Origin of the sequence: Roseovarius sp. BRH_c41, assembly GCF_000961715.1 — a bacterium.
GTDB lineage: Bacteria > Pseudomonadota > Alphaproteobacteria > Rhodobacterales > Rhodobacteraceae > Roseovarius.
In genome coordinates, this window is the sequence record NZ_LADY01000036.1 from 58,941 (window position 1) to 76,984 (window position 18,044).

The window sequence follows — 18,044 nt, forward strand, 5'->3', positions numbered from 1 at the left end:
GAATGGTCAGGGGGGCGGTTCTGGCCTTTTGCTGGCATTGGTCCCGTGCGATGAGCCGCGCGATCGCTGGGCCGGGGACTAGCGATGCAACGGCGGCAACTGCCAGTTGATGCAAGCAAAGTCCGTATGACTTCAAAGAGATGCACACCATCTCAAAATCGCTAGGCCGTCACGCCAAAGGCGTGCCGAGGCAAAGCGGCGCACCTTCGGTGCGACGGACGGCCCAGCGATCGCGCGGCGGCGCTTCGCGCCTTGTTCCGCGCGCGTGGCAAATTAAACGACCGCAACTGGCCCAAAACCCACTCTCTACCGACCGTGACTCCCATCATACCCGTTGCGCGCGGGGCTCTGCCATCCCTGCAGCGGGCCCTTCACAGGCGCGAACACCTCGACCAGCATCGGATAGCAGGCCGCCGTATCGCTGGTATGCTCGGACGAGCAATCGCCACCGGGACAGGCGCTGAGCGCGCCAAGCAGGTCTATCTCGGCGAAAAACTCCAGATAGTCGCCGGGGCGGACCGGGCTGGCCTTCATGAAATACTGCCCCGTATCGCGGGTGAATCCGGTACACATAAAGACGTTGAGCACGTCATGCACATGGCGCTCAGCCTCTGCCAAACTCACGCCCAACTCATCCGCCAAGGCGCGCGTCAGGTTGGAATGGCAGCAATGGTGATACTGCACGCCTGACAGCAGATTACCGGTATAGGGATCGCAGCGCGTGCCGATCACATCATGCACAGAGCCTCCGAATTCGTCGATCCCGTACCAAGCCAGCGTATCCTCGACAATCGTGGCCATCGGCCGCAGATGCGGGAAAGACGACCAGAGCCGCTCGCCGCGCGTCACATGCGTGCCATGCAGCGCCCGCGTCTTGCCGGAATAAAACCGCTCTGACAGGTCCGTCGCGTTCCACAGGTTGAGGTCGCCCACCTGCGGCCCCTCGACGCTGGTGATCCGGAAAAACTGACCCGCAGCGACGCGAAAACAGGCGGCCTCGCGCGGCGGCACAATCACTTCTGCCACCTTCTCTGCGCCCGACCGTGCGGCGGCATAGAGCGCCAGATCAGGCTGCGCCAGCGTGTCATTGGGATAGCAGATCACCGGGCGCAGCGCACGGCGGGCCTCGGCATCGGCGGGGGCTTGGGTCATCTCACACCTCTCAGGGATTGCGGGGGTTCACCACGCAATCCAAAGGCGGTTTGCCCGTGGATGTAAAGACCTCTGCCCCGCAGGCCATGCAGCGATAATAAAACTGCCCGTCGCGATCCTGTCGCCGGTCCGCCCGCCAGCGGCAGACGCGTGTGCGCCGGTTGGACAGGATCAGCACCAGCACAAAGGCTATGATCAGGCCGACCACGACAAGCATGCGACTATCCCTTGGCCATTGCCTCTATCATTTCACCGAACCGGCGATAGGTTGCCGCCTGATCCCCGGGCGTCGTTCCTGCCGCGGGATGGCCGTCTGGCGCCTCGGCATAGTCAAAATTCACGCCCGTCCCCTCGATGATCCGGTTCATCATGTTAAAGAGTGCGCAGACCTGCACCGCCTCATAGAGCGCCGCCTCGGACCAGCCCGCGTCATAGACCGCCTGCGCGTCGCGCTTGATCAGCTTGCTCGGCAGGGTGTTGAGCTTGGCCACATAAGCCAGCACCGGGCGTAGTCTTTCGTCCACCGGCGCTGTCTCGAAATCCTCGATCAATGCGTCGATGAGCGCGCCGTCGATCCCAAAGACCTCGGCATAGGCGCGATGCGCGCCGGTGCAAAAGGTACAGGCATTGAGGGCCGAAACATAGGTGGCGATCAACTCACGCTCGCCCAAGCTCAATTCCCCGTCGCCGCGCAAGAGACCGTCGGTATACTCCATGAGCGGGCGAACGTTATGGGGAAACCGCGCGTATAGATCCCTCAGATGCGCGGGATCAGGCAGGCTTGGCAATAGCGGCATCGGGTCATCTCCTCTGGTTGCAGGGGACAGTCCCGCAGCACGGGCCAAAAGAAAACCCCCGCCGTTTCCGGCAGGGGCCACATCTGCGTGAACGCTCAATCAGGCGTCGTAATACGCGTACACCTGCTCCAAGGCATCGACGCCCGGTGCTGTGGACTGGTTGGCGGGTGCCTCCGGACTGTAGTAAACCGCCACCCAATCAGGGGTTTCGGCTTTCGGGGACGGGACCGGGTTCACGGGTTTTTTGGCCGGGTAAGCCATGGCATTATCTCCATATTTCCTATGTTGGAAACATAAGACGCTGCACCGCAGCATAAACCCACATCCCTGCATGTTCGCCATGCAGGAACCGCATGGCAAACGTCGCGCAATGGTGGATTTACCTCAGCCCGCCCGCTCCATCGCCTCGACCGACAAGACCGTTGGCAGATGGCGCGCGATCTCGGTCCAGGTCTCGCCTTCATCCCGGCTCGCAAAGACAGAGCCGGTATTGGTGCCAAAATAGACGCCAACTGGGCTGGAGGTATCCGTGGCCATGGCCTGACGCAGCACGGTGAAATAGCAATTCTGTCCGGGCAACCCCTCACGCTTAGCTATCCAGCTGTTTCCGCCATCGGTGGATTTCCACACCGCCGCCGCAGCCTCCGGGGGATATCGCCCCTCGGTATCACCGTTGAGCGGCAAGACCCAAACCGTCAGAGCATCGTGCGGATGCACAGCGATGGGAAAACCAAAGGTCGAGGGCAATCCGACCGTGATGTCCTCCCATGTCCTTGCCCCGTCAGTGCTGCGAAACACGCCATGATGATTCTGCTGATAGATCACTTCATCCCCCGCCGCGCGCGCCATGTTATGCACGCAGTGTCCAATCTCGCCGTCACTCGGTGCCGCCGGGTGGTTATGTTCGGCGCTGGCCCCGGCGTTCGACAGACGATTGCGACGCGCCCATGTTTCGCCCCCATCTTCCGTGGCAAAAACGCCCGCCGCAGAAATCCCCAGCCAGAGCTTGTCCGGCTCCTGCGGATCGCTGAGGATCGTGTGCAGCACCAGCCCCGCAGCGCCGGGATTCCAGCTTTCCCGCGATGGATGATTGTTCAGGCCTTCAACCCGGTCCCAGCTTTGCCCACCATCCCGGCTGACAAAAAGCGTCGCTGGCTTTGCCCCCGCATAGAGCGTGTCATGCGCATGATGCAGCGACCAGATTGACGATACCTCGCCATCATAAGGGGCCTCGACTGGCTTCCAGCCAAACATCCCAGCCAATTTCGGATCATTTGCAGCCCATTCGTCCAACTGCCCGTTCGAGAGCTTGGACAGGGTCCAGCTTTCGCCGTCATCGTCTGACCGCCAGACACCTGCGCCGTGCCATTCACCGCCGCCCGCCGCCCAAAACCGCCCGGTCTCCGGATCACCCACCACATGATTGATCGGCCAGCCATCGCAGAACGGACCTTCGACGTCCCAGCGCCCATCATCGGAACGTAGCAGGAATGCACCCTTGGTGGTGCCCACCATGATTGTCATCGACATATCAAAGCTCCTCCCATTTCTGAGAGAATATCACAGTCGCAACACGACTCCCAAAGCCTATCCCGCAGATCGGCAGGCTGTTGCCCACCGCAAGAATGTCAGGACCTCAGACGTGCCGCTCGACCATCTGTTTCTTGATCTCGGCAATCGCCTTGGCCGGGTTCAAACCCTTGGGACAGGTCTTGGTGCAGTTCATGATCGTGTGGCACCGATAGAGCTTGAACGGATCTTCCAGATCATCCAGACGCTCGCCCGTCGCCTCATCGCGGCTGTCGATGATCCAGCGATAGGCATGCAAGAGCGCTGCCGGTCCAAGGTATTTGTCGCCATTCCACCAATAGGACGGGCACGAGGTCGAGCAACAGGCGCACATCACGCATTCATAAAGACCGTCCAGCTTTTCGCGGTCCTCGATCGACTGCTTCCATTCCTTGGCGGGGGCGTTGGTCTTGGTTTCCAGCCAGGGCATGATGCTGGCATGCTGGGCGTAGAAATGCGTGAGATCGGGGATCAGGTCCTTGACCACCGGCATATGCGGCAACGGATAGATCTTCACGTCGCCCTTGATCTCATCCATGCCATAAATGCAGGCCAGCGTATTGATCCCGTCGATATTCATCGCGCAAGATCCGCAGATCCCCTCACGGCAAGAGCGGCGGAAGGTGAGCGTGGGATCAATCTCGTTCTTGATCTTGATCAGCGCGTCCAGAACCATCGGGCCACAGGTGTCCATATCGACGAAATAGGTATCGACCTGCGGGTTTTTCCCATCATCCGGGTTCCAGCGGTAAATCTGGAACTTGCGCACAGTCTTGGCCCCTTCGGGCTTGGGCCATGTCTTGCCCGTCGTCATGCGCGAATTCTTGGGGAGTGTGAGTTGAACCATCTTGCTACTCCTTGTCAGCCGCCCAAGAGGGTCAGGCTATTTTGGGCAATACATTGCACGGCCTCGGGGCGCTGCGCGATTGCGATCACTTGTTGCGTGGTCTCCGGCGTCACGCCGGTGACACTCGCGCTTGCTATCTGAATGATTTCACCGGCAGAGGCGGCATCAATCACGCAATCGGTGATCGGGGCAGCGTTGAGACCCGGAAAGCGTTGGGCGACAACCGTGTTGACCACGCTCTTGGCCTGCGCACGCGCAAGGCCGTCCGCGACCTGATTGGTCGCCTCACAGGCGCTCAGGGCCGCAAGCGCGAGACAGGCCAAAGCAATCCGCATCAGAACGTCCGTTCCTTTGGCGCGATCTTCTTGAGGCTGATACCGCCCTCATCCTCGGTTGTCAGAGGATCGGTGATGATCGGGCGATAGCTGAGATCGACGGTATTGCCTTCGACCCGTGCAATCGTATGCACCCGCCATTTTTCATCGTCGCGGGTGCTGAAATCCTCATGCGCATGCGCGCCCCGGCTTTCTTGCCGTGCCTCGGCACCAAAGATCGTGGCGAGTGCGTTGGGCATCAGGTTGGTCAGTTCCAGCGTTTCCATCAGGTCGCTGTTCCACACGAGGCTCCGGTCCGTGACCTTGATATCGTCCATCTTGGCCGCCACGGCCTTCATCTTCTCGACGCCTTCGGCCAGCGTTTTCGAGGTGCGGAACACGGCGGCATCGGCCTGCATCGTGCGCTGCATCTCGAGCCGCAACTCGGCCGTCGGAATTTTGCCGGTCGCGTGACGCAGCGCGTCAAAGCGCGTTAATGCCTTGTCGACTTCGGCCTTGTTGGTGCCCGGAACGGCGGACTCGGCGTCCACCACCTTGCCTGCGCGAATGGCGGCGGCGCGGCCAAAGACCACGAGGTCAATCAGCGAGTTGGAGCCAAGCCGGTTCGCGCCATGCACGCTTGCACAGCCCGCCTCACCCACAGCCATCAGACCGGGGACGACGTTATGGGGATTGTCCTTGGTGGGATTGACCACCTCGCCCCAATAATTCGTCGGCACACCGCCCATGTTGTAGTGGACGGTGGGCAGAACCGGGATCGGTTCCTTGGTGACGTCCACACCCGCAAAGATGCGCGCGCTTTCAGAAATGCCGGGCAGGCGCAGATGCAGCGCCTCGGGTGGCAGGTGGCTGAGGTTGAGGTGAATATGATCACCATCCGCACCCACGCCGCGCCCTTCGCGGATTTCCATGGTCATGCAGCGGCTGACATAGTCGCGGGGGGCGAGATCCTTGTAGTTGGGCGCATAACGCTCCATGAACCGTTCGCCCTCGGAATTGGTGAGGTATCCGCCCTCGCCGCGCGCGCCCTCGGTGATGAGGCAGCCCGCGCCGAAAATACCAGTCGGGTGGAATTGCACGAATTCCATGTCTTGCAGCGGCAGGCCGGCGCGCGCCACCATGCCACCACCATCGCCGGTGCAGGTATGGGCAGAGGTCGCCGAAAAATAGGCCCGGCCATAGCCGCCGGTGGCCAGCACGACCATCTTGGCGTTAAAGACATGGATGGTGCCATCGTCCAGCTTCCAGCAGACGACGCCGGTGCAGGTGCCATCGGTCATCACCAGATCAATGGCGAAATACTCGATGTAGAACTCGGCCTTCTGCTTGAGGCTCTGACCATAGAGCGTGTGCAAAATGGCATGGCCGGTGCGATCGGCGGCGGCGCAGGTGCGCTGCACCGGCGGGCCTTCGCCGAATTCCGTTGTATGGCCGCCGAACGGGCGCTGATAAATCTTGCCCTCTTCGGTGCGCGAGAACGGCACGCCGTAATGTTCCAACTCATAGACCGCCTTGGGGGCCTCGCGCGCCAGATATTCCATCGCGTCGGTATCGCCCAGCCAGTCCGAGCCCTTGATCGTGTCATACATATGCCACTGCCAGCTGTCGGGGCCCATGTTGCCAAGGCTTGCCGCAATGCCGCCCTGCGCCGCCACGGTATGTGAACGGGTCGGGAAAACCTTGGTCACACAAGCGGTGCGCAGCCCCTGTTCGGCCATGCCCAGCGTCGCGCGCAAGCCCGCCCCGCCCGCGCCCACAACAACGACGTCATAATCATGCGTCTCGTATTCATAAGCAGCCATTTAATACTTCCTCACAGCGCGATCTTGGCGAGGGCAAAAAGCCCGGTGGCGATCAGCCCATAACTTAGGACAGTCACCGCGATAATCAGGCCCCGGCGCATGCTGCCGTGGCTGTAATCCTCAATCATCGTCTGCGCGCCGCTGGCATAGTGCCGCAGCCCGAAAAAGATCACGAGACCCGTGAGGATTGCCATGCCGGGGTGGGCAAAGGCGGCCATCACCTCGGTGCGGTCGCCGCCCAAAGCGCGGCCAAAGGCCACCAGAAACACCGGGATGATCAGCGCAAGACCCACACCGGACAGTTTCATATACCAGAAATGTTCGGTCCCGGTGCCGGCGGCACCCTTGCCCTCGGCGCGTTTACGTGCGGTCAGATAGCGCATGATACTCTCCTCAAACCAGCAAAAGCGTGATGACGCTCAGCACGACCGACCCGATGATACAGGCCCAGCCCAGCTTTTCCGCCGTGGGAATATCCATCCCCTTGCCCGCATCGAAATAGAGATGCCGCAGCCCGGCCAGATAGTGATACCACACCGCCCAGAGAGAGAGCGTCAGCACCAGATCGCCAAACCAAGAGGTCAGCACCGCATCGGCCATTGCGAAATAATCGTCAGAGGTCGAAGCCGCCAGCAGCCACCACACAATCAGCGCTGCCGCCACCACCAGCGCATTGCCGGTGATCCGTGTCAGAATGGAGGTGATCGAGGTCAGTTGCGGACGGTAAATTTGCAAGTGCGGCGAAAGCGGGCGTTCAACCTGTTTGGTTTCAGCCATGGAGCAACTCCTTTGCAGATGGCGGGCGGCGCGATAGCCGTCTTTTGCTGCGCCTTTTGTTATACTTTTTCTCGGCTCTGTCACCTGTCCAGCATGACAAATCCCCCAATTAGGGTCAAATGGCCGCAAAAATTTTGCTTTTGTGATCACGAAAATAATCGTGTGATCACAAAGCTCAAGCAAAGGAATCAAGGTTTCCGTCGCATTTGCCCCGAGTCTCTGGCCGACAGGGCACCGGCCACCCTGATGAAATCTTGAACAGACACGAATTTGTGATCACAAATCTCAATCTGACATGAAAAAGCCCGAGTCGTTTCCAACCCGGGCCAATTACACCTCTGTCAGCCGTTCAATGCAGCTTGGCATCCACATCGGCAATGGCCGCGTCGATCAGCGCGTTGCCGTCTGCGGCGGTCATCTGCTTGGCGATCACATCGCGCGCGGCAGCGACAGCCACGACCACGGCCTGATCCCGCACATCGCGGATGGCGCGGGCCTCGGCGCTTGCGATCTGCTCCTCGGCGGCCTGCATCCGGCGTGCAATCGACGCCTTGATCTCATCCTTGGCCTCTTCGGCGGCGGCATTGGCTTCGTCCTTGGCGTGCGCCACAATCCGGTCAGCCTGCGCCTGCACTTCCTTCTGCTTGCGCTCATAGCTGGCCAGCAGGGTCTGTGCCTCCTCACGCAGCGCGCGCGCCTCGTCGAGTTCCGCCTTGATGCTGACTGCCCGCTCATCGAGCTTCTTGCCTACAAGGCTTGGCACCTTCACATAGATCAGAAACCCGACAAAGAGCAGAAACGCGAGCAACACGACGAAATTCGTGTTGGCCAGCGAAAAGAACGGGCCACTCGCTGCCAGCGCAGGGCTGGCGATAAGAGCGGCAACCATGGTCAAGAGCATCTTTTGCATGGCGCTTATCCTTTCATCCGGGCGTTGACGGCTGCGCTGACCGTTTTCGCGTCTGCCTTGCCCCCCATGACGGCAACGATCTCGGCAGCGGCGTCCTTGGCCACTTCCTTGACGCTGTCCATGGCATTGGCCCGGATTTCCTCAATCTTCTGCTCGCCTTCTGCGGCGCGTGCCGCAATCTCGGCGTCCGCCTTGGCGGTGGCGGCATCAAGCTCCGCCTTGATCTCTGCCTTGGCCTTGGCGACGATCGTCTGCGCCTCGGCGCGGGCATCGGCCAGCGCCTTGAGATAGGCCAGCTCGGCCTGCTCGGCCTTGACCTTCAGATCCTCCGCCGCAGCGAGGTCATTGGTAATGGCCCCCTGACGCTCTGCCATCACCGCCGCAATGCGCGGCAGCGCGATACGCGACAGGACAAAGTAAATCACGACCAGCGTGACGAGGAGCCAGAAAATCTGGTTGCCAAAGGTCGAAAAATCCAGCTGGGGCAGGCCCGGCGTGGATGCGGCTTGACCAGCGGCGTCATGCGTTTCGCTTGCCATGTCGTCCTCCTAGGGGAAAGTTCCGTGTCACCGAGGGCTGGCGATGCGCCACCCCTCGGCCGTAAGGATCAGCTACCCGAGGGACTTAGACAGCAAACATCAGCAGAAGCGCGATGAGGAACGAGAAGATCCCCAGAGCTTCGGCGAATGCGATGCCGATGAACAGCGTCGCGGTCTGACCGGCGGCAGCAGACGGATTGCGCAGCGCGCCTGCGAGGAAGTTGCCGGCCACGTGGCCCACACCGATCGCGGCAGCACCCGAACCGATGCCTGCGAGGCCTGCACCGATGAATTGACCCAATTGTGCGATATCGCCTTCCATGAGATGTCTCCTTACGTTGGAATTGGCATTGCTAGGTTGGTCGTGAGGCGGGCGGACCCGCCGTAGTCTGGTTGTTCGTAGGGTGGGTAAAACCCCTCCGTCACCCTCAATGGTGCGGATGCAGCGCATCCTTGAGATACACGCAGGTGAGGATGGTAAAGACATAGGCCTGGATGAAGGACACCAGCACTTCGAGCCCATACATAGCCGAGACCGCAAGGATCGACAGCGGGGCGATCATCGCCACCTGACTGAAGCCAGCGAACACCTTGATCACGGCGTGACCGGCCATCATGTTGCCGGCAAGACGAATGGAATGGCTGACAGGGCGCACGAAGTAGGAAATCAGCTCGATCACGGCCAGAATGGGCCGCAGCGCCAGCGGCGCGGAACTGACCCAGAACAGGCTCAGAAAGGCCGGGCCGTTCTTGACAAAACCGAGGATCGTCACCGTCAAAAACACCATCACAGCCATCACCGCCGTCACCGCGATATGGCTCGTGGTGGTAAAGGCCATCGGCAGGAGGCCAAGAAAGTTGGCGAAGAGGATGAAGAGAAACAGCGTCATGATATAGGGGAAGAACACCAGCGCATCCTTGCCTGCCACATCCTCGACCATCTTGCGGACGAATTCATACAGAAGCTCGGCAACAGACTGCATTCGGGTCGGGATTGTCGCCCGTCCAGAGGTGCCCATAACCAGAAGCGCGATTATCGCGAGAACCGTCAGCGCCATCCACAGCGTGACGTTGGTCAGCGTGAACACACCCACCGCGCCCTCGCCAAACAGCGGCTTGACTATGAACTGATCCATCGGGTGGAAAACCAGACCACCCTCATCGGCACCGTGCGCTTCAGTCGCCATTCTTTGCCCTCTCATCCCCGCCTTGTGCGGGATCGTTTATGCCCTGCTGGATCTCGGCGGCGCTGCGCATCATCGTCTTGACGCCCGCGGCCATCCCCAGCAACGTAAATATGACAAGGAAAATGGGCATCGTTCCCAAGAGGGAATCCAGCCCGTACCCCATGCCAAAACCGATCATCAGACCGGCCACCAACTCAATCACCATCCGCCATGCCATCTGAGCCTGCGAATAATGCTCGTCCTGATGGGGCTTTGGCGCGTCCTTGGCCTTGAGCTTGGCGATCCTTGCTTCCAGCTCTGCCAGTCGCTCGCTCTGCTCGGGATCGGTCACGCGGTTCCCCCTCAGGATGTTGCGCACTTGCTAGGCCCAAGGCGCGCATGAGTCAAGCATCCGAACCGTATCAGAACGTTACGGTCAAGCCATTGCTAATGAACGAATTTTTTACCAAGAGGCCTGAGGCGGCCATTCTGCCGCAACCGCCCCTATCCGCCCAAAGGGCCATTTGCCATATTCAACCGAACGGTTGAGTTTCAGCGCACGACAAAGACCGACACCTTGGCATGCTGGGCAATATAGCCGCCATGCGAGGCAAAGATATGCTCAAGAAAGCCCGGCACATGGCTGGCCACCACGACCAGATCGGCGCCAGTCCGCTCGATCGCCTGCATGAGCGCCGACGTTGTCTCGACCTCGGGATCGTGGCTGATGATCGGCTCGGCCTCGACCGTGACGGCGTATTTGGTTCGCAGGTCATCGGCAAAGCGCGTGAGCGTCTGCGAGAATTCGGCAGCGTTGTGACCTAGCTCATTGGGCAGTTCCCCGCCCACGCTGACCACCTTGATCCGCGCCCCATGCCGTTTGGCGAGATCCCCCGCCACGTCGAGCGCCTTGGTCAATGTGTCCTTGTGGAGCAGATCAACCGGAACCAGGATTGTCGAGAACATGGTCTTTCCTTTCGTGTTTCCGTTTTGCGTCCAACCAGCCTAACGGCTCTGGCGCAGCCCGACATTGTCACAGATCAACACCGATTTCAGCCCGGTCGGCATGGATCTGCCGTTGACGCGGGCCGCGCGCTTGGGCTTATGAGAAGCATGCACAGCACGCCTGCCCTCGATATGATCTTTGCCGCCCTCGCCGATCCCACTCGGCGCGCGATCCTGTCGATGCTGCTCGAGGATGACATGGCGGTCACGGATGTGGCCGAACCGTTCGAGATGAGCCTTGCCGCGATTTCCAAACATCTGGGCATCCTCAGCCGCGCCGGTCTCATCAGTCAGGACCGGCGGGGCCGGGTGACCTGGTGCAAGCTGGAGCCGGACGCCCTGCGCGATGCCTCGATCTGGATGCAGAGCTTTGGCCAGTTCGAGGCGGTCAATCTCGATGCGTTCGAGCGGTTCCTGCAAAGCGAATTGCCGGATGATCCCTGACGCCCGCCATATGCCCGAGGCGCGGATCGACACCGTGCCGGGGGCCATCCTCATGCCATTGCGCGCCGAGACCGGCATGGCCTGTGGCGCGCTCATGCCGGACGGCATGGCCCTGCCTGCGGCACGCACCCTCTTATCGGCCGGGCGTTTTACAGCCGACCCCGCGCTGTCACCCGGCGCATGCGCGCAGCTTCCGGGACGCTGGCTTTTTGCCGGGGTGGGGCGGCACCATTTCGGTCATTTCCTGCTCGAAGCGGTACCACGTCTCTGGGCGCTCGATCATGTGATCGGGGCCGTGGACGGCATCGCGCTGCTGCCAATGGCGGGCCGTGACATCGCCGCCGTGCTGCGCCGCCGTCTTGGCCCGCTGCTGGATATGCTGGGGCAGGCCCTCCCCGTGCATCTGGTCGAGATCCCGACACAGGTCGACGAGCTGATCCTTCCGACACAGGGATTTGGCCATTTGCACTGGAGCGGCGGCACGCCCGAGGCCCGCACCTATATGCGCCGCCACCTCTGCGCCGGGGACGCGCCCGTTGGACCAGACAAGGTCTATGTCTCGCGCCGTCGCCTCAAGAATCCGGAACAACAGGTGCCGCATGAACAGCTCATCGAGCGTTGGATGTCCCGCGCGGGCTACGACATCTTTCACCCGGAGCGCCACAGCGTGACCGAGCAGATTGCGCGCTACCGCGCTGCACGCGTGATCGTTGGCCCGGATGGTTCGGCGTTCCACATGGCCGCCTTCGTGATGACCCCCGGAACCAACGTTGGCCTCATCCAGCGCCGCACCCGTCAGGACACATTCGACGCCATCGCCCGGCAGATCACCAGCTTCTCAGAGGTGGAGTTGACCACGACCGCCGCCCTTGCGAAGCTCGCGCCAAGCGCGGAGGACGATCCGACCCCGACCGAATTGCGCCAGCTGCGCGGCGATCTTCAGGCCGCAGGTTTCATCTGAGGCGCGCTCTCGTCCTTTAACAACAACACCAGCGCCACCACCGTCAGCCCCACCCCCATCAGGACCAAAAGCGGTGGCAAGGCATGCCCAAGCGCCGCCTGCCAGAGCGTCACCCATGTGGGCGTGAGATAGGTATAGGCCATCACCTTGGCACTGGGCAGGTTCAGGCTGGCATATTGCAACAGAACGAAGGTCATCGCGGTGGCGAAAACCGCCGTATAGACAATGGTGACCCAGACGATCGCGGGCAGGCCCGCCCAATCGGTCGCCCGGATCTCGCCCCAGCCCGCCGCCGTGATCAGCACCGCAGCCCCCAGCATGGTGCCAAAGGAAAACACCACCGGCCGTTCGCCGCGATTGAGCAGGCGTACCAGCGGCGTGTAAATTGCATGTGCGGCACAGCCAAAGAAATAGATCACTTCGCCGCGCCCGACCTCGAACGCCACCAAAGCCGAGAGGTCGGCGCGAAAGATCACCCAGAGCGCGCCCATCGCCCCCACACCCAGCGCCAGCGCCATGCGCAGCGTGGTGATCTGGCGCAAGAGCACATAGCCGGCGATCCCCGCCATGATCGGCGTGAGGGTAAACACCGCCGCTGCCGAAACCGGCGCCGCCGTCTTGAGCCCCTCGAACATCATCACGAAATAGAGCCCCATCGCGCCGCCGAGCAGCAGGTAGCGCCAGGGTGCCACCCAGGTGCTGCGCGGAATACCCGTGCTCAGCATGGCTCCCGTGCCCACGATCACCGCCGCCAAGAGGAAACGCGGCGCATTGAGTGCCGCAGGTGCCACATGCTGCGCCGCCATCGAGCCCAGCGCAAATGACCCGGCCACCAACCCCGAGAAACACAGCATCGCCAAATGCCCCTTGAGGGCAGGTGTCATCCCGCCTGCCACGCTGCCGCGCGTTCCTTGAGGTGACTCAGAAATGCCTGCACCTTGGTGGTGCGGTGGAGATCCATATGCGTGACAAGCCAGAGCGGCGCGGCCCATTCCGGTCTGGGGGGCATGACCTGTATCAGCCCCGGCATCTCTGCCGCCTGCAACACCGACGTGAATCCGATCCCCGCCCCGGCAAGAATCGCATTGCGCTGCGCATGCACATCGCCCGAGCGAAACACGATGGCCTCGCCGGGCACATTATCCTGCAACCAGCGCAGAAACGGCGCGCGCGTCTTGGGATCATCCGCGCCGATAAAGCGATGCTTGGCCAGATCCTCCGTGCCCTTGGGCAACCCGTAGCGCGCCGCGTATCCTTCGCTGGCATAGAGCGTGAATTGCTGCTGAAAGAACGGCTGCACCACATTGTCGGGTTGATCCGGCACGGACCCCGCCCGGATCGCCACATGCGCCTCGCCATATTCCAACCGGAACAGGCGGTCGCCCGTCAGATAGCGCACCACCAGACCGGGATAATCGTGCTGAAACGCCGCCAGCACCGGCACCAAAAGATGGCTCAAACCGCCGATCGAGGTCACGACCAACTCGCCCGAGACATCGTTGCCCTGGCCCTTGATGCGCCCGGCCAACTGATTGAACTGGTCATCTGTCGCCTGCGCCACACGCAGCAGGTCATCGCCCGCCTCAGTCGCGGTGTAGCCCCGCGCGTGCCGCTGAAAGAGCTTGACGCCCAGCCGCTCCTCCAGCGCGTCGATATGCCGGATGACCGTGGCATGATGCACGCCCAACACCTCCGCCGCCCCGCTCACAGTGCCGATCCGCGCCACATTATACGCGGTCCGCACTTCGTCCCAATTGTCCATCACCGCGATCACCCTGCCCGCTGTCCCGTTCGCCGCGCAACTATGCGGCGGCGGAGCGGCGGTTGCAATCACCTGCGATGCGCGTAGCATAGCGGCACCCAGCCGTAGAGCGCCCTCTGATGAACGTCACACACACCAGCCCGGATCTGCTGATCATCGAAGAGATACCGTGGTTCATCGCGATCATGCTCAGCCTCTTTACGATGCTCTTTGCCGGGGTGGGTCTTTTGGTGATGCCGCAGAGCCTCGTTGGCGGTCTGGTCTTTCTGCTGGTCGGCGGCGGCATGGGGCTTGCGGGTGTCGGCATCTTTGTCGAACGCCTGCAACTCATCCTAGACGCGGGGGCGGGCACCGCAACCCTGCGCTCACGCACCATCTTTCGCCACCGCGAGACGGTGTTTCCGCTTGACGACTTAGTCCGCGCCACGGGTGAGACCACCTTGTCAGGCTCTGCCACCGACATTGACCCCGCCCGCGTGCGCCGAAAACTGCACCGCCCCTCGCTCGTGCTGCGCGATGGCGCAAGCGGCGATGCGCTCCTGCACCCGATCACCGAGATCTACGACAGCAGCCGTTCCTCAGGCAAGGTGGTGCGCGCCATCAATGACTGGCTCGCCCAGCGCCGCGTCTTAGACCCCACGCTTGACTCCCCCCCACCCCCGCGCTAAACGCCCCCCAATTCCCGGAGGCCGATGCTTCCGGTCCCGGCCCCGTGTCGGGATCGCCCCCCGTCAGCGCGTTGCGCCCACGGGGGCGTTTATCGTTTGAACCGTTGCCCCTATATGGGGGGTGACATGGCAGCAACCGGCACAGGAGCCTGAGCGATGTTTGAAAATCTATCCGAACGCCTCTCCGGTGTCTTTGACCGGCTCACCAAACAGGGGTCGCTGTCCGAAGAGGATGTGAAAACCGCCCTGCGCGAGGTGCGCGTCGCCCTGCTTGAGGCCGACGTGTCCCTGCCCGTCGCCCGCGATTTCATCAAGACCGTCGAGAGCCGCGCCACCGGGCAGGCCGTAACCAAATCCGTGACCCCCGGCCAGCAGGTCGTCAAGATCGTGCATGACGCCTTGGTCGAGACATTGCGCGGCGCCGGTGATCCCGGCGCGCTCAAGATCGACAACCCGCCTGCCCCCATTCTGATGGTCGGCCTGCAAGGCTCGGGCAAAACCACCACCACCGCCAAGCTCGCCAAGCGGCTCAAGGATCGCGACGGCAAGCGCGTGCTCATGGCCTCGCTTGATACCAACCGCCCGGCGGCGATGGAACAGCTGGCAATCTTGGGCAAACAGATCGGCGTCGATACGCTGCCCATCGTCAAGGGCGAAGACCCGGTTCAAATCGCCAAACGCGCCAAGACCCAAGCGGCGCTTGGTGGCTATGACGTCTACATGCTCGACACCGCAGGGCGGCTGCACATTGACGCAGAGTTGATCGCGCAGGCGGCGGCAGTTCGCGACGTCGCCAATCCCCGCGAAACCCTGCTCGTGGTCGATGGTCTGACCGGACAGGATGCCGTCAACGTCGCCACCGAATTCGATGACAAGATCGGCGTCACCGGTGTGGTCCTCACCCGGATGGATGGCGACGGGCGCGGCGGTGCGGCGCTCTCGATGCGCGCCGTGACCGGCAAGCCGATCCGCTTTGTCGGCCTTGGCGAAAAGATGGACGCGCTCGAAACCTTCGAGCCGGAGCGTATCGCGGGCCGCATCCTTGGCATGGGCGACATCGTCGCCCTCGTGGAAAAGGCGCAGGAAACCATCGAGGCCGCCGAGGCCGAAAAGATGATGCGCCGCATGGCCAAGGGTCAGTTCAACATGAACGACCTCAAGGGCCAGCTTGAGCAGATGCAGAAAATGGGCGGCATGCAGGGGCTCATGGGCATGATGCCGGGCATGGGCAAGATGGCCAAGCAGGTCGAGGATGCCGGGTTTGACGACAAGATGCTGACCCGCCAGATCGCCATGATCCAGTCAATGACCAAGAAAGAGCGCGCCAATCCCGCCCTGCTTCAGGCCAGCCGCAAAAAGCGGATCGCCGCAGGGTCCGGCATGGAGGTGTCTGACCTCAACAAGCTGCTCAAGATGCACCGCCAGATGGCGGATATGATGAAGAAAATGGGCAAGATGGGCAAAGGCGGCATGCTGAAACAGGCCATGAAGGGCATGTTCGGCAAGGGCGGTATGCCCGACATGAACGACCCCAAGGCAATGGAAGAGGCGGCCAAGGCAATGGGCGGCAAACTCCCCGGCGGCTTGGGTGGCGGTCTGCCCGGCCTTGGTGGCGGCATGGGCCTGCCCCCCGGCCTCTCCGGCTTTGGCAAAAAGAAATAACGCCATGCTTTCACTGTTCCTAAAATACTCAAATCCCACTGCGCAGCCGGCACCTCGCCGGGGGATGGCACAGCGATGAACCTGACCCAGGCCCCCACGCTGGAAACCTCGCGCCTGATCCTGCGTGGACCAGAACCACAGGATATCGCCCCCACCATCGCCTTTCTGCTCGACCGGGAGCGGTCCGAGGGGTTTGGGTCTTCGCCCAACCGGGGCGAGGCATGGCGCTGGTTTGCCCTCAACGTCGGCCATTGGCATATTCATGGCTACGGCTATTTCACCATCGAGATGAAAGACAGCGGTGAAACCGCAGGCATCGCCGGCATCTGGAACCCCGAAGGCTGGCCCGAGCCGGAATTGGGCTGGGCGCTCTATGCCGGGTTCGAGGGGCGCGGCATCGCCTATGAGGCCGCGGCCCGCGCGCGCCGCTATGCCTATGAGGATCTTGGATTCTCGACACTCACCTCGAATATCGTGCCGGGCAACACCCGCTCGGTCGCCCTTGCCGAACGCTTGGGCGCATGGTTCGAGCGGGAATATGAGAATATCCACATGGGACATGATCTGCTCTACCGCCACCCCGCGCCGGGCGCAGACGATGGCCGCGACGACGACGGTTCGGTCGAGGCCTATGCATGACCACCCTCACCCTGCATATCCCCGAGGTCAAAAGCGGTGATCTTATCCTGCGCACCATCTGCGAGGATGATCTTGACCAGCTCGCTGCGTTCTACGCAGGCACCCGCAGCCAATTTGTCGGTGGCCCCCTGTCACGCGCGGACTGCTGGCGGCTCATCGCGGGCAACCTCGGCCATTGGGCGCTGCGCGGCTTTGGCATGTGGGTGATCGCTGATCGCGGCACTGGCAACCCGCTCGGGATCTGCGGTTTCATCTTTCGCGAAGGCTGGGACGAGCCGGAGCTTGGCTGGCAGGTTTGGGACGGGTACGAGGGGCGCGGCATCGCCTATCGCGCGGCCCACGCCGCGCGCACCCATGGGGCCGCGCATTTCGGCCTCGACGGCGTGATTTCCTATATTGACCCGGCCAATACCCGCTCTCAGGCTCTGGCCGAGCGTCTCGGTGCGCGCTTTGAGCGTGACGGCACCCTGCTCGGCACACCTTGTCAGGTTTGGCGACACCCGAAATCCGGCGAGGTGGCAGCATGACCTGTTTGACCAAACTCAATGCACCGCACACGGCCCCCTCCGAGGCCTCAAAGGCGCGCCACATGACCGACATCTCGACCCGTACGGGTGACATCACCCAAACCTTACGTTTCACGCCGCAAACCTCAGGGTTTGTACAGGCCGGAGGCTCGCATGACTGACGCAACCGCCCTTGCCGCCCAGCTTTTGAAAGAGCACCGCCAGAGCATCGACCGGCTTGACGCGATCCTCGTCTTCACGCTGGCTGAGCGGTTCAAACACACGCAGGCCGTGGGGAAACTCAAGGCTGAACACGACCTTCCCCCGTCCGATCAGGCGCGCGAAGCCGCGCAGATCGAACGGCTCGAAGAATTGGCGACAACGGCCGATCTGGACCCGGAATTCGCCAAGAAGTTCCTGAACTTCATCATCGCCGAGGTGATCCGACATCACCAACAACACCAATCGTAAGGTGGGATCAAACCCCATCACCCCCCGCCATT

Annotated in this window: 26 protein-coding genes; 8 read left to right on the top strand and 18 right to left on the bottom strand. The window is 61.9% G+C overall.

The window, feature by feature from the left end; all coding sequences use genetic code 11:
• Positions 1-306: 306 nt before the first annotated feature.
• The 16 genes from VR71_RS11065 to VR71_RS11135 form a co-directional block, all read right to left on the bottom strand.
• Positions 307-1,152, bottom strand: coding sequence for a DUF1989 domain-containing protein (locus tag VR71_RS11065; RefSeq protein ID WP_045683858.1), 846 nt, complete (start codon positions 1,150-1,152; stop codon positions 307-309).
• 10 nt (positions 1,153-1,162) lie between these two features.
• Positions 1,163-1,369, bottom strand: a complete 207-nt coding sequence (locus VR71_RS11070) for a hypothetical protein (protein WP_009816517.1) — start codon at positions 1,367-1,369, stop codon at positions 1,163-1,165.
• Between the two features lie 4 nt (positions 1,370-1,373).
• Positions 1,374-1,949, bottom strand: coding sequence for a carboxymuconolactone decarboxylase family protein (locus tag VR71_RS11075; RefSeq protein ID WP_296430219.1), 576 nt, complete (start codon positions 1,947-1,949; stop codon positions 1,374-1,376).
• A gap of 99 nt (positions 1,950-2,048) precedes the next feature.
• Positions 2,049-2,210: a hypothetical protein gene (locus tag VR71_RS24880; RefSeq protein WP_296430221.1), complete on the bottom strand. Its 162-nt coding sequence runs from the start codon at positions 2,208-2,210 to the stop codon at positions 2,049-2,051.
• A 123-nt stretch (positions 2,211-2,333) separates the two neighbouring features.
• Positions 2,334-3,479, bottom strand: a complete 1,146-nt coding sequence (locus VR71_RS11080; protein ID WP_045683860.1) for a sialidase family protein — start codon at positions 3,477-3,479, stop codon at positions 2,334-2,336.
• Between the two features lie 106 nt (positions 3,480-3,585).
• Positions 3,586-4,365 carry a succinate dehydrogenase iron-sulfur subunit gene (locus VR71_RS11085; protein ID WP_009816521.1) on the bottom strand — a complete coding sequence of 260 codons (780 nt, stop codon included), beginning with the start codon at positions 4,363-4,365 and terminating at the stop codon, positions 3,586-3,588.
• Between the two features lie 14 nt (positions 4,366-4,379).
• Complete coding sequence (locus VR71_RS11090) at positions 4,380-4,700, bottom strand: hypothetical protein (RefSeq protein ID WP_009816522.1); 321 nt, start codon at positions 4,698-4,700, stop codon at positions 4,380-4,382.
• On the bottom strand, positions 4,700-6,502 hold the full coding sequence (gene sdhA, locus VR71_RS11095; RefSeq protein WP_009816523.1) for a succinate dehydrogenase flavoprotein subunit: 1,803 nt from the start codon (positions 6,500-6,502) through the stop codon (positions 4,700-4,702). The genes VR71_RS11090 and sdhA overlap by 1 nt, the downstream gene beginning before the upstream one ends.
• An 11-nt stretch (positions 6,503-6,513) precedes the next feature.
• Positions 6,514-6,885, bottom strand: a complete 372-nt coding sequence (sdhD, locus tag VR71_RS11100; RefSeq protein ID WP_009816524.1) for a succinate dehydrogenase, hydrophobic membrane anchor protein — start codon at positions 6,883-6,885, stop codon at positions 6,514-6,516.
• A 10-nt stretch (positions 6,886-6,895) separates the two neighbouring features.
• The gene (gene sdhC / locus VR71_RS11105; protein WP_045683862.1) at positions 6,896-7,279 is read right to left on the bottom strand and encodes a succinate dehydrogenase, cytochrome b556 subunit; all 384 of its coding nucleotides are present in this window, start codon (positions 7,277-7,279) and stop codon (positions 6,896-6,898) included.
• A 349-nt stretch (positions 7,280-7,628) separates the two neighbouring features.
• Positions 7,629-8,189, bottom strand: coding sequence for a F0F1 ATP synthase subunit B (locus tag VR71_RS11110; protein WP_009816526.1), 561 nt, complete (start codon positions 8,187-8,189; stop codon positions 7,629-7,631).
• Positions 8,190-8,194: 5 nt separating this feature from the next.
• Positions 8,195-8,728, bottom strand: a complete 534-nt coding sequence (locus VR71_RS11115) for a F0F1 ATP synthase subunit B' (protein WP_009816527.1) — start codon at positions 8,726-8,728, stop codon at positions 8,195-8,197.
• A gap of 85 nt (positions 8,729-8,813) precedes the next feature.
• Entirely contained in the window at positions 8,814-9,050 is a 237-nt protein-coding gene (locus VR71_RS11120) for a F0F1 ATP synthase subunit C (protein ID WP_009816528.1), read from the bottom strand.
• A gap of 106 nt (positions 9,051-9,156) precedes the next feature.
• Positions 9,157-9,915: a F0F1 ATP synthase subunit A gene (locus tag VR71_RS11125; RefSeq protein ID WP_045683866.1), complete on the bottom strand. Its 759-nt coding sequence runs from the start codon at positions 9,913-9,915 to the stop codon at positions 9,157-9,159.
• Entirely contained in the window at positions 9,905-10,246 is a 342-nt protein-coding gene (locus tag VR71_RS11130; protein WP_040651104.1) for an AtpZ/AtpI family protein, read from the bottom strand. The genes VR71_RS11125 and VR71_RS11130 overlap by 11 nt, the downstream gene beginning before the upstream one ends.
• Positions 10,247-10,446: 200 nt before the next feature.
• A complete protein-coding gene (locus VR71_RS11135; protein ID WP_045683869.1) occupies positions 10,447-10,860 on the bottom strand; it encodes a universal stress protein in 414 nt (137 codons plus the stop codon).
• Positions 10,861-11,007: 147 nt separating this feature from the next.
• On the opposite strand from VR71_RS11135, the gene VR71_RS11140 reads away from it, so the two are divergent.
• Together VR71_RS11140 and VR71_RS24885 are read left to right on the top strand one after the other, a co-directional pair.
• On the top strand, positions 11,008-11,343 hold the full coding sequence (locus VR71_RS11140) for a metalloregulator ArsR/SmtB family transcription factor (protein ID WP_009816532.1): 336 nt from the start codon (positions 11,008-11,010) through the stop codon (positions 11,341-11,343).
• Positions 11,333-12,304 (top strand): glycosyltransferase 61 family protein, encoded by a 972-nt coding sequence (locus VR71_RS24885; RefSeq protein ID WP_296430223.1) that lies wholly within the window; start codon positions 11,333-11,335, stop codon positions 12,302-12,304. Before VR71_RS11140 ends, VR71_RS24885 begins: the two co-directional genes overlap by 11 nt.
• Here the strand turns inward: VR71_RS24885 and VR71_RS11150 are convergent.
• A complete protein-coding gene (locus VR71_RS11150; RefSeq protein WP_045683871.1) occupies positions 12,283-13,188 on the bottom strand; it encodes a DMT family transporter in 906 nt (301 codons plus the stop codon). The genes VR71_RS24885 and VR71_RS11150 overlap by 22 nt on opposite strands.
• Positions 13,185-14,066: a LysR family transcriptional regulator gene (locus VR71_RS11155; RefSeq protein ID WP_045683927.1), complete on the bottom strand. Its 882-nt coding sequence runs from the start codon at positions 14,064-14,066 to the stop codon at positions 13,185-13,187. Before VR71_RS11155 ends, VR71_RS11150 begins: the two co-directional genes overlap by 4 nt.
• A gap of 119 nt (positions 14,067-14,185) precedes the next feature.
• Between VR71_RS11155 and VR71_RS11160 the strand changes: the two genes are divergently transcribed.
• The 6 genes from VR71_RS11160 to VR71_RS11180 all read left to right on the top strand — a co-directional run bounded on the left by VR71_RS11160 (position 14,186) and on the right by VR71_RS11180 (position 18,012).
• A complete protein-coding gene (locus VR71_RS11160) occupies positions 14,186-14,734 on the top strand; it encodes a hypothetical protein (RefSeq protein WP_045683874.1) in 549 nt (182 codons plus the stop codon).
• 156 nt (positions 14,735-14,890) lie between these two features.
• Positions 14,891-16,396, top strand: a complete 1,506-nt coding sequence (gene ffh / locus VR71_RS11165) for a signal recognition particle protein (protein ID WP_045683876.1) — start codon at positions 14,891-14,893, stop codon at positions 16,394-16,396.
• 75 nt (positions 16,397-16,471) lie between these two features.
• Complete coding sequence (locus VR71_RS11170) at positions 16,472-17,035, top strand: GNAT family N-acetyltransferase (protein ID WP_009816539.1); 564 nt, start codon at positions 16,472-16,474, stop codon at positions 17,033-17,035.
• Complete coding sequence (locus tag VR71_RS11175; protein WP_045683878.1) at positions 17,032-17,562, top strand: GNAT family N-acetyltransferase; 531 nt, start codon at positions 17,032-17,034, stop codon at positions 17,560-17,562. The genes VR71_RS11170 and VR71_RS11175 overlap by 4 nt, the downstream gene beginning before the upstream one ends.
• Complete coding sequence (locus tag VR71_RS24890; RefSeq protein WP_296430225.1) at positions 17,559-17,723, top strand: hypothetical protein; 165 nt, start codon at positions 17,559-17,561, stop codon at positions 17,721-17,723. The genes VR71_RS11175 and VR71_RS24890 overlap by 4 nt, the downstream gene beginning before the upstream one ends.
• Positions 17,716-18,012 carry a chorismate mutase gene (locus tag VR71_RS11180; RefSeq protein WP_045683880.1) on the top strand — a complete coding sequence of 99 codons (297 nt, stop codon included), beginning with the start codon at positions 17,716-17,718 and terminating at the stop codon, positions 18,010-18,012. Before VR71_RS24890 ends, VR71_RS11180 begins: the two co-directional genes overlap by 8 nt.
• Positions 18,013-18,044 lie beyond the last annotated feature (32 nt).

Bases quoted from the DNA above. Each gene is read 5' to 3' on its own strand.
- VR71_RS11115 (WP_009816527.1), bottom strand. From the start codon at position 8,728: ATGGCAAGCGAAACGCATGACGCCGCTGGTCAAGCCGCATCCACGCCG.
- VR71_RS24890 (WP_296430225.1), top strand. From the start codon at position 17,559: ATGACCTGTTTGACCAAACTCAATGCACCGCACACGGCCCCCTCCGAG.
- VR71_RS11075 (WP_296430219.1), bottom strand. From the start codon at position 1,949: ATGCCGCTATTGCCAAGCCTGCCTGATCCCGCGCATCTGAGGGATCTA.
- sdhD (WP_009816524.1), bottom strand. From the start codon at position 6,885: ATGCGCTATCTGACCGCACGTAAACGCGCCGAGGGCAAGGGTGCCGCC.
- VR71_RS11085 (WP_009816521.1), bottom strand. From the start codon at position 4,365: ATGGTTCAACTCACACTCCCCAAGAATTCGCGCATGACGACGGGCAAG.
- VR71_RS11080 (WP_045683860.1), bottom strand. From the start codon at position 3,479: ATGTCGATGACAATCATGGTGGGCACCACCAAGGGTGCATTCCTGCTA.
- VR71_RS11150 (WP_045683871.1), bottom strand. From the start codon at position 13,188: ATGACACCTGCCCTCAAGGGGCATTTGGCGATGCTGTGTTTCTCGGGG.
- VR71_RS11065 (WP_045683858.1), bottom strand. From the start codon at position 1,152: ATGACCCAAGCCCCCGCCGATGCCGAGGCCCGCCGTGCGCTGCGCCCG.
- VR71_RS11180 (WP_045683880.1), top strand. From the start codon at position 17,716: ATGACTGACGCAACCGCCCTTGCCGCCCAGCTTTTGAAAGAGCACCGC.
- sdhC (WP_045683862.1), bottom strand. From the start codon at position 7,279: ATGGCTGAAACCAAACAGGTTGAACGCCCGCTTTCGCCGCACTTGCAA.
- VR71_RS11120 (WP_009816528.1), bottom strand. From the start codon at position 9,050: ATGGAAGGCGATATCGCACAATTGGGTCAATTCATCGGTGCAGGCCTC.
- VR71_RS11160 (WP_045683874.1), top strand. From the start codon at position 14,186: ATGAACGTCACACACACCAGCCCGGATCTGCTGATCATCGAAGAGATA.
- VR71_RS11070 (WP_009816517.1), bottom strand. From the start codon at position 1,369: ATGCTTGTCGTGGTCGGCCTGATCATAGCCTTTGTGCTGGTGCTGATC.
- VR71_RS11135 (WP_045683869.1), bottom strand. From the start codon at position 10,860: ATGTTCTCGACAATCCTGGTTCCGGTTGATCTGCTCCACAAGGACACA.
- ffh (WP_045683876.1), top strand. From the start codon at position 14,891: ATGTTTGAAAATCTATCCGAACGCCTCTCCGGTGTCTTTGACCGGCTC.
- VR71_RS11155 (WP_045683927.1), bottom strand. From the start codon at position 14,066: ATGGACAATTGGGACGAAGTGCGGACCGCGTATAATGTGGCGCGGATC.
- VR71_RS24880 (WP_296430221.1), bottom strand. From the start codon at position 2,210: ATGGCTTACCCGGCCAAAAAACCCGTGAACCCGGTCCCGTCCCCGAAA.
- VR71_RS11170 (WP_009816539.1), top strand. From the start codon at position 16,472: ATGAACCTGACCCAGGCCCCCACGCTGGAAACCTCGCGCCTGATCCTG.
- VR71_RS11110 (WP_009816526.1), bottom strand. From the start codon at position 8,189: ATGCAAAAGATGCTCTTGACCATGGTTGCCGCTCTTATCGCCAGCCCT.
- VR71_RS24885 (WP_296430223.1), top strand. From the start codon at position 11,333: ATGATCCCTGACGCCCGCCATATGCCCGAGGCGCGGATCGACACCGTG.
- VR71_RS11140 (WP_009816532.1), top strand. From the start codon at position 11,008: ATGCACAGCACGCCTGCCCTCGATATGATCTTTGCCGCCCTCGCCGAT.
- VR71_RS11175 (WP_045683878.1), top strand. From the start codon at position 17,032: ATGACCACCCTCACCCTGCATATCCCCGAGGTCAAAAGCGGTGATCTT.
- sdhA (WP_009816523.1), bottom strand. From the start codon at position 6,502: ATGGCTGCTTATGAATACGAGACGCATGATTATGACGTCGTTGTTGTG.
- VR71_RS11125 (WP_045683866.1), bottom strand. From the start codon at position 9,915: ATGGCGACTGAAGCGCACGGTGCCGATGAGGGTGGTCTGGTTTTCCAC.
- VR71_RS11090 (WP_009816522.1), bottom strand. From the start codon at position 4,700: ATGCGGATTGCTTTGGCCTGTCTCGCGCTTGCGGCCCTGAGCGCCTGT.